11 protein-coding genes and 1 pseudogene are annotated in these 14,940 nt (G+C 43.4%); 5 read left to right on the forward strand and 7 right to left on the reverse strand.

The annotated features are described in order from the left end of the window. Positions 1–82 precede the first annotated feature (82 nt). From L3V35_RS00085 to L3V35_RS00095, 3 genes are all read left to right on the forward strand, one after another. Complete coding sequence (locus L3V35_RS00085) at positions 83–1,897, forward strand: hypothetical protein (RefSeq protein ID WP_237298049.1); 1,815 nt, start codon at positions 83–85, stop codon at positions 1,895–1,897. Continuing rightward, positions 1,894–2,631: a DUF3726 domain-containing protein gene (locus L3V35_RS00090; protein ID WP_065206005.1), complete on the forward strand. Its 738-nt coding sequence runs from the start codon at positions 1,894–1,896 to the stop codon at positions 2,629–2,631. The genes L3V35_RS00085 and L3V35_RS00090 overlap by 4 nt, the downstream gene beginning before the upstream one ends. Positions 2,632–3,029: 398 nt before the next feature. Further along, the gene (locus L3V35_RS00095; RefSeq protein ID WP_171314522.1) at positions 3,030–4,322 is read left to right on the forward strand and encodes an alpha/beta fold hydrolase; all 1,293 of its coding nucleotides are present in this window, start codon (positions 3,030–3,032) and stop codon (positions 4,320–4,322) included. A gap of 297 nt (positions 4,323–4,619) precedes the next feature. Here the strand turns inward: L3V35_RS00095 and L3V35_RS00100 are convergent, their stop codons facing one another. The 6 genes and pseudogenes from L3V35_RS00100 to L3V35_RS00125 all read right to left on the reverse strand — a co-directional run bounded on the left by L3V35_RS00100 (position 4,620) and on the right by L3V35_RS00125 (position 10,102). Beyond that, complete coding sequence (locus L3V35_RS00100; RefSeq protein WP_004730424.1) at positions 4,620–4,802, reverse strand: hypothetical protein; 183 nt, start codon at positions 4,800–4,802, stop codon at positions 4,620–4,622. 283 nt (positions 4,803–5,085) lie between these two features. Next, positions 5,086–5,313, reverse strand: a complete 228-nt coding sequence (locus tag L3V35_RS00105) for a PAS factor family protein (RefSeq protein WP_048613371.1) — start codon at positions 5,311–5,313, stop codon at positions 5,086–5,088. A 255-nt stretch (positions 5,314–5,568) separates the two neighbouring features. Next, positions 5,569–7,725 (reverse strand): c-type cytochrome, encoded by a 2,157-nt coding sequence (locus L3V35_RS00110; protein WP_237298050.1) that lies wholly within the window; start codon positions 7,723–7,725, stop codon positions 5,569–5,571. Further along, the gene (locus tag L3V35_RS00115; protein WP_017098968.1) at positions 7,722–8,336 is read right to left on the reverse strand and encodes a cbb3-type cytochrome c oxidase subunit II; all 615 of its coding nucleotides are present in this window, start codon (positions 8,334–8,336) and stop codon (positions 7,722–7,724) included. The genes L3V35_RS00110 and L3V35_RS00115 overlap by 4 nt, the downstream gene beginning before the upstream one ends. Then, positions 8,337–9,642, reverse strand: a pseudogene (locus L3V35_RS00120) (cbb3-type cytochrome c oxidase subunit I). 67 nt (positions 9,643–9,709) lie between these two features. Continuing rightward, positions 9,710–10,102, reverse strand: a complete 393-nt coding sequence (locus L3V35_RS00125; RefSeq protein WP_237298051.1) for a cytochrome c — start codon at positions 10,100–10,102, stop codon at positions 9,710–9,712. Positions 10,103–10,610: 508 nt separating this feature from the next. Between L3V35_RS00125 and L3V35_RS00130 the strand changes: the two genes are divergently transcribed. Continuing rightward, positions 10,611–11,066 (forward strand): hypothetical protein, encoded by a 456-nt coding sequence (locus tag L3V35_RS00130; protein ID WP_065206011.1) that lies wholly within the window; start codon positions 10,611–10,613, stop codon positions 11,064–11,066. 9 nt (positions 11,067–11,075) lie between these two features. Beyond that, on the forward strand, positions 11,076–12,101 hold the full coding sequence (locus L3V35_RS00135; protein WP_237298052.1) for a diguanylate cyclase: 1,026 nt from the start codon (positions 11,076–11,078) through the stop codon (positions 12,099–12,101). A gap of 403 nt (positions 12,102–12,504) precedes the next feature. Here L3V35_RS00135 and L3V35_RS00140 read toward each other — a convergent pair whose 3' ends face one another. Next, a complete protein-coding gene (locus tag L3V35_RS00140; protein WP_237298053.1) occupies positions 12,505–14,937 on the reverse strand; it encodes a bifunctional diguanylate cyclase/phosphodiesterase in 2,433 nt (810 codons plus the stop codon). Positions 14,938–14,940: the final 3 nt, after the last annotated feature.

A 14,940-nucleotide genomic window follows, 5' to 3' on the forward strand; every position in this document is an offset into this window, starting at 1 on the left:
CAGGACAAATAATAAGGGGCGAGCTCGCTTGCCCCACATAACGTGAAAGCTAACCAGCATACAGTAATAACGAATGCTTCAAATGACGGCAACGATCGGTTCTGAATGGCTAGCAAAATCCTATAACTATAAGGTGGTGAGCAAAATGGATGCACATCGTTCTACCTACACTGAATCAGCATTACGTGACGCAACGGTCGTCATGGCACCGGAAAGGCTAGGTGCGATGCACCAAACACGTATCAGCTTTGTAAGAACTCTGATTCGTAAAATGGCGCAGCAAGAATGGAAAGTGACGAAACATGAATGGCAATTAGACGCTCAGGGTTTTGGTCATGTTATCTATAAACTAGCGACGCCAAACCATGTTTATCATTTGGTTGTTTTTTGCGATGAAATTGCAGATGACGAACGAAATGACCGTGTAATTGCTGAAAAGTGGGACGTAACGTTTGCGCTTGTTCTTGGTGATGTTGATGTCACCCTACTTGAAAGACTTCGTGCGAATGTACCGCTTCAAGAAGCCGGCCGTAATCCAAATAACGTACTTGTTTTAGCGCGTGCAAACAAAAGTGTACGTGTGTTTGAACACATCGTGAGTCACTTGGCGAAAGGTGTTCAACCAACGCCAAAAGAACTCGCTGAAGTAGGCTACATCCTAAGAACCACTGCCGTTTATGGCAATGGCAAATTTGGCATTGCAGACTTTAAAATCTTAGAGAAAAATGAAGATTTTAATCAGTCATTTAGTGCGCAAATGTGTGCAGTTTATATGCTACGTGAGTTCAGCCTAGATTGGGTTCATTACCTAGCCGAACAACAGGGCGGTGAGCAAGCGATTACCTTGCATCGAGGATTACAACGTTACCTTGGTGTTGGTAATGCGACTGGTTTAGGTATGGCGCCATACCTGATTAACCACCCTAGTATTGTCGATCAGTGGATGACAACCCGTGAACAGGCATTGGCGGACGTGCTGTCCAGTCAGACTGATACGGCGTTGATCGAGCCACTACGTACCTTAGTTAAAAAAGCGATTTGTCATTTAGAACAAGTCGTTACCATCAATGAAACACAGCAAGAGCTCAACAAAGCTGCTGTTGATGACTTGAAGAACACAGAACAATCATTAGAAGCTTCTGTCAGCCTGTGCGATACATGGGCACAGTTAGTCGAACAATCTAAGCACATGAGTATGGAAGCCCAAGAAATCCTTATCTCATGCTTGATGGAATTGTACCCAGAATTAGTGGACGCCCATCAAGAGCAAATGAATTGCAGCGAAACACTGTCGCTTCCTAGCGGCAAAAAGATTCAAGATCTTCTTGTTGTACTAGAAGAGAAGTATCGCTGGGCGATCACGACCGACTTTACGAAAGCAGAGAACAACTACTGGTTCTGGTATCGCTCTCAAGACAAAGAAGAGCCAAGGCTCGGTGTTCGAGGTGAAGAGCTGGGTGAAGAGCGTGAACTGCCGTTGGATATTGGCCGTCAAGCTTATCGTTTGTACCATGCTTTATTGCAGTTTGCGCCAGAGCTTTCATTGGCGGAATTCCTTGTTAAACAGCCGCAACACCGTGCAATTGCACGCCGAGTGTGGACGCTAGGTAACAAAGCGATGGGCGACATTCAAATGAATGTGCTTCACCAAGATTCGCCTCCAATGCACTTGCTGCGTTGTAAGCTAGCAATGTTTGGTGCGACTAAGTTTGATCCTCGCTCAGATCGCTGGGTACGAGTGACGTTTTTCCAAGGAGCGCCATTGCTTGATGAAATTCATCAGGACGAATGGGTGTTCCCAGTCTTACCAAGTGAAGCACCAAGTGAAGCGGAGCTCGCTGACTCACAAAAAGCTACTACACATATCAACGCTCAACATGGAGGTAAATCGTTATGATCGTTTCTCACAATGAACTGGTAGCGGCCGTTAATAAAGCCTTTCTGGGTATGCGTCGTACATGTGGTGAAGCTGATGTGATAGCGAACATGGTGGCAGATTTACAAATGGTCGGTTTGGATGGAGTTCGTCATTTTAACAATGCGAGCAACTTTATGGGTCTTGAAGACGATTGCCCTGTAGACATTCAAGTGCGCAGCGATAATACCGTTGAAGTTGACCTACACAAGGCGAGCTTAGCCTGTCATCTTCCTGTGATTATGGACTATTCGATTGAAAAAATGGTTGGTAAGAAGACGCTGAAAATTGAGCTAAATAACTGCCACAACCGTTGGTTGGCGTATAGTGAGCTTGTAAAACTGGCAGCGAAAGGCATCGCGTGCATGGCACGTTGGGATAACGGCTCTAGCCCTAAGAGCACTTTGTATGTGCTTAATCGTGGTTGCGTTGCACCAGAACTGTTTTTATCAGATTTGCCACTGGCATCGGTCGAACATATCCACAATATGACCATCGAGCTTTCCGTCCAGGATTTCGATATCGAACGTTTGTCAGATGGCTACCAAACACACATTGAATCAGAAGCGCTTTTTAAAACTCAAGAGAAAGCGTGGAACGATGGCATTGAGGTTGATGATGGAGAGTGGGGCGCGTTGAAAGAGACTGCGACGGCTATCCTTGTCGAAAGTAGCCAACGTTCGACTCAAGGTGCAGGTGAATTAACGGCTTCGTAGTCGCTAGATTCGCTAAATATGATAGATTTATTAGAACGAATAGATTCTCGATAGATTAACGACAAATAACCCAGTTAGTTTATCAACACAGATAAAACCAAAGAGCTTAACGTATCCTCACCTCGTTAAGCTCTTTTTATTTGCCTCTCGCTTTTGGTTTGCTTCACTTTATTCTTTCGATCTTTCGTTAGATAAATCCCTTCTAAATTGACTGTTTTGACACACGTTGTTACCCGTTGAGAGGTAATTGAACAATTAAACGAAGCACCTTCACATTCATGTTAAACAAACGGTTTCATTTACAAGCTAGTATGCGTATCTTGCTAACTAAAGGTGCCAAAGGGCGCCGTTTTTATTCGTACCGATGACTTTAGAATCAGATAAAAAAGGAATGAAGCGTGCAAGCTAACTTTATTGATGGAACCACCCTGTATCGTCAGCACTCTTTTGAGTTGCCACTCGATTACCAAGCCAAAGATGGACAACAGATCCAAGTCTTCGCACGTGAACTGGTTGATGTTACAAAAGACGCACAAGAACTGCCGTGGTTGATCTATTTTCAAGGTGGGCCAGGCTTTCCTTCTCCACGAGTAAGCGGTCAATCAGGCTGGCTAAAGCGTGCATTGCAAAACTATCGTGTTCTGCTTCTTGACCAACGCGGCACAGGCAACAGCACGGTGATCAGCCATGAAACTTTGGCGCACTTATCGCCAGAGCAACAAGTCGAATATTTAACGCATTTCAGAGCGGATAACATTGTTCGTGACGCCGAAGCGATTCGCGAGCAATTCGGTGTTAAGCAATGGTCGACGATTGGCCAAAGCTTTGGTGGCTTCTGCACCTTGAGCTATTTGTCATTGTTCCCACAACGCCTACAGCGCTGCTATGTAACGGGCGGCATTCCGTCTATTGAGCGTGAAGCTGATGATGTATATCGTGCGACTTACAAGCGTGTAGAAGACAAAAACAGAGCTTTCTTTGCTCAGTTCCCACAAGCGCAAGCTATGTGTCGTGAAATCTCTGATTATTTGCTTAACAATGATGTGAGGCTGCCAAACGGTCAGGTATTTACAGTTGAACAGTTCCAGTTGATCGGTATTAATCTTGGTGGCGGCGAAGCAAACCTTCCAATGTATTTCACACTGGAGAGTGCGTTTGTTGAAGTGAACGGAAGCAAGCAGTTGAGCTACAGCTTCTTAAATCAAATGCAGCAAGAGCAGGGCTACCTAACGAACCCAATCTACGCTATTTTGCATGAATCGATTTACTGCCAAGGTGCAGCGTCTAACTGGTCTGCACACCGAGTACGCGAGCAGTACCCCCACTTTAACTACCAATCGGGTAGCGAGTTCTGGTTTACCGGAGAAATGGTGTACCCATGGATGTTCGACCAACTAGAAACGCTGAAGCCATTACGTGAAGCGGCAAACATGTTGGCCGAGAAGTCGGACTGGGGCTCTTTGTACAACGCAGAGCAGCTGAGTAAGAATACGGTTCCAATGGCATGCGCAGTTTACGCTGACGATATGTACGTAGAGCTGGATTACAGCCGCGAAACGCTGGCGAACATTCCAAACTCAAAAGCGTGGATTACTAACGAGTATGAACACAATGGCTTGAGAGTCGATGGCGAAAGAATTGTAGATAAATTAATGACGATGGTTGAAGCGTTAGAGAACCTGCCAAAATAATTAGACGATTTACGTTAGAAGCTGTCTACGTTAGAGGCTATCTACGTTAAAAAGTTATCTACGTAAAAAGCTATGTACGTTAGTGGCCATCTGCGTTAAAGGCTATCTACGTCAGAAGCTATCTGTGTTAAAAGCTATCTACGTTAGAAATAAGGTACGCCAGAAACAAGAAAACGCTGCATCCGTGCAGCGTTTTTTTTATGTCATCGAACTGTGTTTTACTAGCCGTGATGTTAAGAACTACAGCTAACTGAAACGATAGAGTTTAAGAACCGGGAGGGATAGTTCCTAAACTCATTATGGTTGGATGACGATATCTTGATTTTCAGTAGTCGATAAGCTGGCGCGGTTCTGTTCGATAAGTTGAGCCGCATAAGAGGGAGTCACAGCTTGAATTTCGCCTTTTGATCGAATCGTTAATGCTTCCCACGCATGGTCACGGTATTTGCCTGTTTGTGTATATTCAATAAGTACTCTCATGATTCTTCCATTCGGTGTGTGGTTAACGTGCTACTAACATTAGCGCCATTGTTGAGGTTGCACACCTGTTAAAAATGGAACATAAGATTAACCAAATGAGAATGCGTGTAACTTGAAAAACAGGCCTAACTGCACTTATCTTACTTAACCGCGTTTATCGCAACTAACCGTATTTATCGTAACTAACGGCGTTTATCGTAACCAACCGTCCTTATCGTAAATAGCGTCCATAAAAAAACGCTGCACAATGGCAGCGTTAAAGTTGAGATAGGTTGAAGGTTGTTTAGTTGTTTTCTAAGCCAACAATCTTGCGTGCAGACATCACTGCACTATCCAAGTCGGTCAATCTACCAGCACTTGCTGGACCAAGAACTGATGAATATAAAGCCAACTGCTTCTCAAATGATAAATCTAATTGGTTATATAGATTTTGGCGGATTTGAGCGTGTTGCTGTGGCTTTGCGCTCGACAGGCCTTCCAACGTATCGTAGATGAGTGTAGTTGTATCCATAACTGTCCTTAGTACATCTTTAGAAAATTTTGCGTATTATGCACTTGGTGTCATCTTTGTTCTGCGAGATTGATCGCATTATGTGCAGCTCTGCTTAATTGTGTAATCAGTTAGTTACAATTGTGTTGTGCGGCAAAGTGTCAGAAAACTCGGGTTATGGTAAAAAGAAAAGGAGACGCACTGGTCTCCTTTGGGTTTATTAATCAATATAAAACTTACTTATTACTTGCTGAGCTACTCGAATACGTCGAGAACCTAGCGAATGTTAATGTTCTTATCTCGATTTTCGTACATCTCAGGTGTGGTGTGTAATCCTCCAGCGTAACCTGCTGCTTCAAGTGTTTCTCTTACCTCTCTTACGTGTTCCGCTGTGACGGGTTCCTCTCTATCTCCAAGGTGCAATCGCACGAAGGTGATCAACTCAGCCAACCTTTGATCCGACAGCACATCTTCAAAGCTTGCCATTGGCATGAAGTTTCTGTCTTTGTCGAGATAGGTGGGTTGTAGGCCGCGCACAGTCACCGCAATAGTGTTGAATGGGTCGCTGTGCATGATAATGCCGTTATTCAATAGCGTAGGGGCAATTGGGTCTCGTCCTTTACCATCGTCACCATGACAAGCTCCACATGTCTGGCGATACGTAGTGTAAATGTCAGTCGCGTAAGAGTCTTCATCAAACCCTTTAGGCTGTAACGGAACAGCGTTACTGGCAATGGTGTTGTTGATGTCACCGCTGAGTAGGTAATAAGACATCGACTCTATATCTTCACGCGTCATCAAACTTAGGCTGTTTTTCACTACGTCAGCCATGCCCGCAAAAGCAGTCCCTTTGTCTGAGTGACCCGTGTGTAAGAAATCGGTCAGTGTCGCTTCATCCCAACCATCGACATACAGCTCGTTGGCCGTGATATCGGGCGCATTCCAACCGTCAATCAAGTTACCTTGGAAAATACGTTCGGGTATCAGAGCTTGAGCAATATTTCGCGGGGTGTGGCACTCAGAGCAGTGTCCAAGACCAGCAACCCAATATTTCCCTTGTTGCCATTTCTCAACGTTTTCGACTTCCGCTTTAAGTTCTTCAGGCACTTGATAGTCAATCGGGTCGGTATCCATGAACACAATGTTCCACCCGAGCAGGCCTAGACGTATATTCGATGGGAACATCATGCTGTTGTCGTCATTGCGGCGAGGTACCGCGGTGATTGACCGCATGTATTCCCACAAGTCGAGCATGTCTTGGTCGGTGAGGTATTGATAAGAGGTGTAAGGCATTGCAGGGTACAGGTAACCATTCTTACCTTTACCTGCAACTAACGCGGCTCGGAAATCATCAAAATCGTAAGTACCAATACCTTCCGTTGTATGGGGTGTAATATTGGTTGAATATACGGTGCCGAAAGGGGTCACAAACGGCAGGCCGCCAGCAAAAGGTTCGCCACCTTCGGCACTATGACACGCGACACAGTCACCGGCATAAGCGAGGTATTCACCCCGTTCAACAGACTGAGCTTCTAGGTTCGCGAGTCTTTGCTGCTGCTCTGAGCCCGCATGTCGAATGTAAGCACCCAGTGCGAGTATCTCGTTTTCCGTAAGCTGTTTATCAAACGCAGGCATCAGGTTGTTCAAGCCTTTGTTGATAGTGTGCTGTATCTCTTCAATACTCCCTCCGTGCAGCCAGATATCATCTGAAAGATCAGGCACGCCAATTGCCGGATTCGCGATAGAACCATCGGCATGACAAGATGAACAGTATTTTGCAAACAGCTCTTTACCAACTTTGACTTTCACCTCTGGAACATCGGTATGGCGTTGGTTGAGCGAAGCTAAGTAGTAAGAAACCTTAGCCACTTCATCGGGGCGCATTATCTCGCTCCAACCCGGCATCGCGCCATTTCGCCCTTTGGCGATCGAATGAATGATCGCTTCATCACTACCACCATATAGCCATTCTTGGTCAATGAGGTTAGGGAAGTGCTTTTGTCCCTGAGCATTATCTCGGTGACAGGCCGCACAGTGAGTTTGGAACAAGATTTGTCCGCTGTTTACTATTTCGGGTATGTCAGACAATCCTTCGAGGGTGGTTTCCGTTGTTTGAGAGAATTGCTCGTTTAACGTTGTGCTGGGTGAGCTGAGTTTGTCGTCACTTTGCTTCCAATCGACTAACCCTTCCCATTCACCAAGCCCGGGGTAGAGCACCAAATAGCCAGCAGACAATAGAAAGGCAATAGCATAGCTAACAAAGAGTAGTTTTGGCGGTGGCGCATCTTTTTCTTCAATGCCATCAAAAGTACCAAGGGTGTGGTCTTGATCGGCTTGGTGATTGCTACGCCAATATTTAACGATAACAGACACCATAAGAACGAAGAAGATTAAGGTTAAAATTACCGCCCATAGATTCCAAAATGCACTCATTGTGATACCTCCTGTGACGTATCTTTACCAAGGCTTTGTAGATAGCGGATCAGAGCTTCACCTTTGGTTTTTCCTCTTACTTGTAATCTGGCATCGCCGATTTCTTGGTCAGTATAAGGAACGCCGAGTATGCGGAGGGTCTCCATTTTGTCGCTTATGTCGTCACCTGACAGAGTCTGTTCAAATAACCAAGGGTAGGCGGGCATGATCGATGTCGGTACGACTTTTCGAGGGTCAATTAGATGAATAGCATGCCATTGGTCAGAATACTTTCTACCTAGGTTAGTGAGGTCAGGCCCCGTACGCTTAGAACCCCACAAGTTGGGAAACTCATAGATATCGTCTGCTTCTTTGTTCGGACGACCATTACGTTTCACTTCAGGCTCTAGAGGGCGAACCATTTGTGTGTGACACACATGACAGCCTTCACTGATGTAAATGTCTCGTCCTGCTAACTCAAGAGGTGTGAGCGGCATTGCTAAGCTGCCTTTGGCAATATCGTCTCCACGGACAATGCTAGGCACTACCCAAACCAACAGAGAGAAGGAGGCAACGACAACCGTAGTCAAAATTAAAATGACGATTGAATGTGTGAAGTCTTTACTCATCATTTAAACCCCCTCATTAACGGTGTTTTTAGCGTCATGTACGGCGGGCATACGAACCGTTTTGTACAAGTTGAATGCCATTAAGAACAGCCCAAGTACAAACAGTGAGCCACCAAAGAAGCGCATGAATAACCATGGTGCTTTGAAGTCCATAGCCTCAACAAAACTGTAAATCAGTTCGCCATTTTCGTTTTGAGCGAGCCACATATATCCTTCGCCGATGCCTGCGACCCAAAGTGCTATCGCGTAAATGGCGACGCCAGCATGAGCAAGCCAGAAGTGCCATTTAATCAGTCGTCGCGACCAAAGATCGGTTTGGCCCCATAATCGCGGAATGAAATAGTAAAAGACCGCTATCCCTGACATTCCAACCCAGCCTAGTGCTGCGGAATGTACGTGGCCGATGATCCATTCGGTGTTGTGTGCCACCATGTTGAACCAGCGGATAGCAAGCAGGGGCCCTTCGAATGTTGCCAAACAGTAGTAAAGAATCGCTGAGAAAAAGAATAAAAGAATGTAGTCGGACTTTAGCTTTTCTTTGTTTTGTAGAAGGGTCATTGCGCTATTGAATGCGCCAGCCCATGAAGGGAGCCAAAGGATCAATGACATCACGATTCCGATGTTTTGAATCCAGATAGGAACGGAAGAGTAAACTAAATGATGCGTTCCGGCCCATGTGTAAAAGCCGACTAAGCCCCAGAAGTGAATCACGGATAAACGATAGGAGTAGATAGGTCGATCCGCTGCCTTGGGTATGAAATAGTAATTCATACCAATCACACCTGCTGTTAGCAAGAAACCGACGGCATTGTGTCCCCACCACCACTGAACAATCGCATCTTGAGCCCCCGCAAATACAGAGTAGGACTTCATTGCCGAGACCGGCATCGCGAGGTTGTTCACAATGAAAATCATGGCAACAACGATGATGAAAGCAGCAAAGAACCAGTTAGCCACGAAGATATGGCTCACTTTCCGCTTGGCAAGGGTGCCAAAAAACAACACCGCATACAGCACCCAAACCAACACAATCATTAAGTCGATTGGCCATTCAAGCTCCGCATACTCTTTTGAACTGGTGTGGCCCGCGGGTAAGGAGACGACCGCGAGCAACAAAATGAATTGCCAACCCCAAAATACCATCCATGACAGGCTTTTATTGAACAGTTCGCAATGACCAGTTCGCTGGCCAATACAACTGGGCGGCGAGGATCACGCCGATGATCATACCAACAATAGCCCACACCAAGGACGCGATGATGAAGTATTTCACGACCTTAATGCTGTATTGCGTTGTCACTTGTTCCATAGCAAGGCTCCTTGCCTAAAGTTTTGAATCGTCGTTTAGTTGTTCTTTAATACTGGTCTGTGCATCTTTATTGAGATTCGTGGCCTAGTTGAGAGTCGTTACCCATTTGTGCTTCGTGACCTAATTGAGAGTAGAAATACGAAATATCTCGGATGTCTTGATCGGAAAGCGTGTCGGCTTGTTGCTGCATAAGTATCGCCAAACCGCTGGTTCTTTCTCTGGTCTGGTAATCTTTCAAAGAGGAAATGAGGTAACCGACCTTCTGACCTCGAAGGTTAGGGTAGGGATCTTGTGTCGAGATACCATCTTCGCCATGACAGGTCATGCATACCTTGGCTTTTTGTTTTCCCAATTCGAATTTTTCATTGTCGACTTCTGCATAAACTGGATGCGTTACGAGCGTCATTAAAAGGACGGAAAGTGCGGTTATGGGGTTAAACTTGTGTGTATTTAAACTCATTACTGGTTCCCTTGGTTCTAAAGTTAACAAGCGATTTTTGGTTTAAGAACTGTGTTGCTTGGCTGTGACAACCTGAACGAAAGCTATTGGAAAGGCTCTAAATATAGATTCGTTCGATTAAAGGTTATGCAGCGTTGAGCATTCCCGCTACTTGTTGAGCCATATTTATTATTAAATTTACAACTTGATACGTATTTACCTGGTCAATTGGATTACTTACCGGGTTCGAAAAGTAATGTTATTGATAATAAACATCGTTAAACAGAGAATGTTTGAAGGGTAAGAAGCGTCGCACTGCGGATTTGAATACGGTATTGATGAAAAAGCAGAGGAGAGTCTTCAATTAATGTGAAAGCTATACGATTAACGTGAAAGCTATACGATTAACGTGAAAGCTATATGATTAACATGAAAGTTATGTGATTGAACAATTAGCTAATAGCGAGGCAAGTCAAATGCTCAATATAGGCTAGACTGAATTTAGTGACCTTTTTAAATGGAGTTTAGAATGAGAACTGTACTTTTGTTTGCCCTCTCGCTTTTTTCGTTTTCCAATTTTGCCGCTTCAGAGTTAACGGTTTTCGATCACTTAGGTCAAAAACATGAGTTAAGTAGGGACCAACTTCTTTTAATGCCTCAAAAAGAAATCACCACTTTGCTACCTTGGGTTGATGGTAAGTCGGTTTATAGTGGTGTGACGCTACAAACGATTCTTGAAACCATTGATTTACCAATATCGTCGCAAGTGACGTTTGTGGCATTGAACGATTATAAAATTACCGTACCTAAAGAAGATTTTGATGATTATCATCCGATTATCGCTATCAAACAAAATGGTGAGTTTATGTCAGTAAGAGATAAAGGTCCTTATTGGTTGATCTATCCACTTTCTTCAAATCCAAGCATCAACAATACGGATTTCCATGCCAAGATGATTTGGCAGATACGAGATATTCATTTGTAAGGGATTACTATGAAAAAGCTGCTGTCATTGGCTGCCATTAAAATTGTCGTGTTATCTTTAGCGGCGGTGGTGCTCGCCGTAAATATCTACAGTGTCACGCGTATTAACGACATCAATAAGAGTTTTTCGAGTCGACAAAATGAAGCAACGTGGTTCGTTTTTCAGTTAGTAAAAGAATACGCCAACTTCTTGATGGTCAGTCGCTCTGACACCATCGATTATGATGAATTATGGTTAGCGTACGATATTACTTGGAGTCGTTTTGATATTTTAATAAACAGCACTGAATCGTCTAACTTCATTAAGTCAGCCAACTTTAGACCTTACTTTACAACAGAGTTTGAAAAGTTTAAGGCGTTAGAGTCTTCAATTAAGCTAGTCAACGAAGGCGTCCTTCCTAAAGAGTCGTTACAGAAAAAAATCGATATTTGTTATCACACGTTAGTGGGCTTTATTAATGAAAAATTTCGCCTACAAAGCCCAGTGATAGAGGAAAACACCTCCATGGTCGACAAATTGGTCATGGTTCATCAAATCAGTAGCGCGTTTCTTGTTTTAATATTGATGATGACGGGAGCAATTTTTTATATCGATTTTTCCGCTAAACGAAAACTCCGTTCGACCGATTGTATTACAGGATTTCATAATAGAGTCTCGCTAATGAAATTTGTAAAAAATAATTACTCGAGAGACAACAACTTCGATCTGTACTTCGTGCGAATCAGAAATCTTAGCGAGATTAATCAAAAGTATGGGCTTGAATATGGCGACTTAGTCGTGAGTTCAGCCGCTAAGTCTCTTACGGCAAAGATCCCTGAAAGTGCTATTTCGTTTCGTAGCAGTGGTAGTCAGTTTTTGTTCTTTATCCCTGATCACTTACATGCGAGTGGTGAAATACAGGAGAAATTTAACGAGGTGCTCAGTGATTATATTTCGGCAGGTAATTTAGAATTGATGATTGACGCTGTAGTAAGACATAAGAGAAATATAAGTTCTAAAGACATGATGGAGTTGGTCACCACCATGCAAGGTTAACGCTCTTTCATATGAGAGCATTATTGAGTTTACCTGAGCTGTTTAGTTCATTATCCCCATTCAGTTCCATTCATTAATCGCTTTGCTCGGTTCCTCTTCGTTCAGCCGCGTTTAGGTTGAGCAATGTATCGCTCGTGTCCAATCTTTTATTTAGTCGCTTTACGTTTCTATCGACTACTTGATATCGCTTCAATTAGATTCTTCGTTCGTTTAATTTTCACCATAAGAGCCACGTCAGATTTGATTTGTTCACTTTGGACCTTATCTTGGATGAGATGGATGAGATGGATGAGATGGATGAGATGGATGAGATGGATGAGATGGATGAGATGGCGAACTCTCTGCGCTGCGGATAATAGTAGAAACCAATACGAGTTCGAAAATATGAAGCGATGTATTGAGGTTATTTTTTCTGAGTTAGAGAAACAATTCTTTCGTCAGGTCTAGAATCTACAGTGGATTGAGGGTCTAAGATTTCCTGAGGATTATGGTCTCGAACAAACTCGATAAATTGAAGGTATGTTAATGGTTGGCTGAATAAGTAACCTTGTATCAAATCGCAATTCGCCTCTTTGAGATGTCGATATTGCTCTATTGATTCCACACCCTCACCGACAACTAAAGTGTCACAAGAATGGCCTAAGTTAATCATTGATTCGACCATCTTGCGGCCGGCTTTGTCGTTTACGATATTATCGATAAAACTCTTATCCACCTTTAACTCATCCACAGGGTAGTGGAGAAGTTGATTAAATGCGGTGTAGCCAGTACCAAAATCATCGAGGGACACTTTTAGTCCTAAGCCTCTGAGGTTTTCAATAGTTTGAACCGTAAGTTTTGTACTTTTGACATAACTGGTCTCCGTAATTTCGATAATAATCTTGGCCGGAGGCACTTGATATCGTTCAAGAACTTTACGAATGTTATTTGCAAAATTGCGGTTATATAACTCCATTGCTGAAATGTTGATGGATAAGGTACCTTCGTACTTGTGAACCTCTGACAGCTCTTTATAGCTCTTGATTGCGGTACTAATCACCCACATGTCGAGTTTTGAAATTAGATTACTTTTTTCAGCGACAGGAATGAATTCATCGGGTCCGGCATTAATACTAAACAAAGCAGGGCAACGGATAAGGCACTCTGCGCCATCGATGTGAAGTGTTTGGGCATTGAGAATAGGCATGAAACGGAGTTCAAAATTGTCACTTTCACAACATTCCAAAAGCCTTTTCTCGATGACATCATGTCTCTCTAATGTGTGTAATAACTCTTCGCCGTAAATAACGCGACTTTCGCCATCACTGTGAGACTTAGCATTGATCAACATCTCATCAATACATCGATGCCAAATCTCTTCAAATTTTGGTGTATCGACAGGCAATACGCCTGTTGCAACCGAGAGCCTAAATCCATAGTAATCAAGGAAAGTGGTTCCGGTCAGTGTGTTGTTGATGTTCTCAATCTCTTCGCTTATCGATTGATGTTCATCGATTTCCAATATGGCAATAAACTGGTTTCCCCCGAGCCTTGCAAGAGAATAATCACTACAACTAAAGCCCAAAGACGATTGTTGGTTCTGTAGCGTTTCTCTCAATGCTTTAGCTAGGCTAATTAGCACATTATCACCTACTTTTGCACCGTATAAATCATTGATTTTTCTGAAATCGATGATATCCCAACAAACCAAATAGCAACGTGAGTTCATTGAACTTTTTAAACGTACATCAAGGTGACGTATGAACGAACGTCGGTTGGCTAACTTAGTGAGTTGATCAAACTCAGCCTCGAATTTTAATTCCGTCAACGAGTCAATGTACGCGTTCTTTAAGCCATCAATTTCACTTTGCCCAGACGACCGCTTGAAATAACGAAGCTTTAACCCACCGATAGATATCTCGTGCAATAAGCCTTTGAGGGGGCGCACAAGTTGGTATCGCACAACCAGGTGGACAATTAACATGATTATAAAGAGAGTAGCTAAGCAGCCAAGTAGGGTCTGTTTGGCGATGATGGCTTTCTCATGATTAAACTTTTTCTCGCGAATGTTAACTTGAGCAATGAGATGACGGCTTGTCATCTGTACATTGATGCTTTCGTTAGTTTGTTCAATGGACTTGATGACGAACTGAGTATTTTCGATGTTGGCAACGTCTGATGAAGGTTCAATCAATAGCTGCATATTGTCATCATCGTTGTATTTGATTAACAAGCTAGAGAGTTGCTTTAAGGGCCCGTCGGCAATCAATATGTATCGATTTAAACTGTTATTTGCACGTTTATCCTGAGGGAGTAAATAAGGATCAATTGCAGCAACATAAGCGTACCTAAGCTCACCACTGACTGAGATATAAGAAAAACCTTCGTTTGATAGTTCGTTCTTATTTATCAATGAAGTATATATGTCGAAGATTTTTTCATAAATATTATCGGGAATTTTTAACCCTTCGAAAGGGTCGGCTCTCAATGTAGACAGTGTTAATTTAAACTTGGGATCTATGATGTAGATATTACGTTGTCCAAATTGGCTAACGTGGTTCTGGTTTATTACGCGCAGTACTCGTTTTTCAAGGAGAGACAGGGTGGTGTAATCACCAGGGTTTTGAATGTAGCGAAGAAATTGTAACGACGACCCGATATCTTTAACTAACAAAGACAAACCGAGTTGTTCATACTCAGCTGCAACTAACGCAGTGTTAACGTCAGATTGTACTTTGTCGAGGTACATGTGTTTCGCATGGTTTGATGCGAAATTATAGGTGACCATTCCCGCTATCGTAAAAACAAATAGCAGTGTTGGTATGAGTACGAAATACAGCTTTTTCAATACTGGCATCAA

The organism is Vibrio sp. L5-1 (genome assembly GCF_021728315.1).
In the GTDB taxonomy this organism is placed as follows: Bacteria; Pseudomonadota; Gammaproteobacteria; order Enterobacterales; family Vibrionaceae; genus Vibrio; species Vibrio splendidus_K.

What these genes read in the sequence shown, in the direction of transcription:
- L3V35_RS00085 (WP_237298049.1), top strand. Translation starts at nt 83, where the DNA reads ATGACGGCAACGATCGGTTCTGAATGGCTAGCAAAATCCTATAACTAT.
- L3V35_RS00090 (WP_065206005.1), top strand. Translation starts at nt 1,894, where the DNA reads ATGATCGTTTCTCACAATGAACTGGTAGCGGCCGTTAATAAAGCCTTT.
- L3V35_RS00100 (WP_004730424.1), bottom strand. Translation starts at nt 4,802, where the DNA reads ATGAGAGTACTTATTGAATATACACAAACAGGCAAATACCGTGACCAT.
- L3V35_RS00105 (WP_048613371.1), bottom strand. Translation starts at nt 5,313, where the DNA reads ATGGATACAACTACACTCATCTACGATACGTTGGAAGGCCTGTCGAGC.
- L3V35_RS00110 (WP_237298050.1), bottom strand. Translation starts at nt 7,725, where the DNA reads ATGAGTGCATTTTGGAATCTATGGGCGGTAATTTTAACCTTAATCTTC.
- L3V35_RS00115 (WP_017098968.1), bottom strand. Translation starts at nt 8,336, where the DNA reads ATGATGAGTAAAGACTTCACACATTCAATCGTCATTTTAATTTTGACT.
- L3V35_RS00125 (WP_237298051.1), bottom strand. Translation starts at nt 10,102, where the DNA reads ATGAGTTTAAATACACACAAGTTTAACCCCATAACCGCACTTTCCGTC.
- L3V35_RS00130 (WP_065206011.1), top strand. Translation starts at nt 10,611, where the DNA reads ATGAGAACTGTACTTTTGTTTGCCCTCTCGCTTTTTTCGTTTTCCAAT.
- L3V35_RS00135 (WP_237298052.1), top strand. Translation starts at nt 11,076, where the DNA reads ATGAAAAAGCTGCTGTCATTGGCTGCCATTAAAATTGTCGTGTTATCT.
- L3V35_RS00140 (WP_237298053.1), bottom strand. Translation starts at nt 14,937, where the DNA reads ATGCCAGTATTGAAAAAGCTGTATTTCGTACTCATACCAACACTGCTA.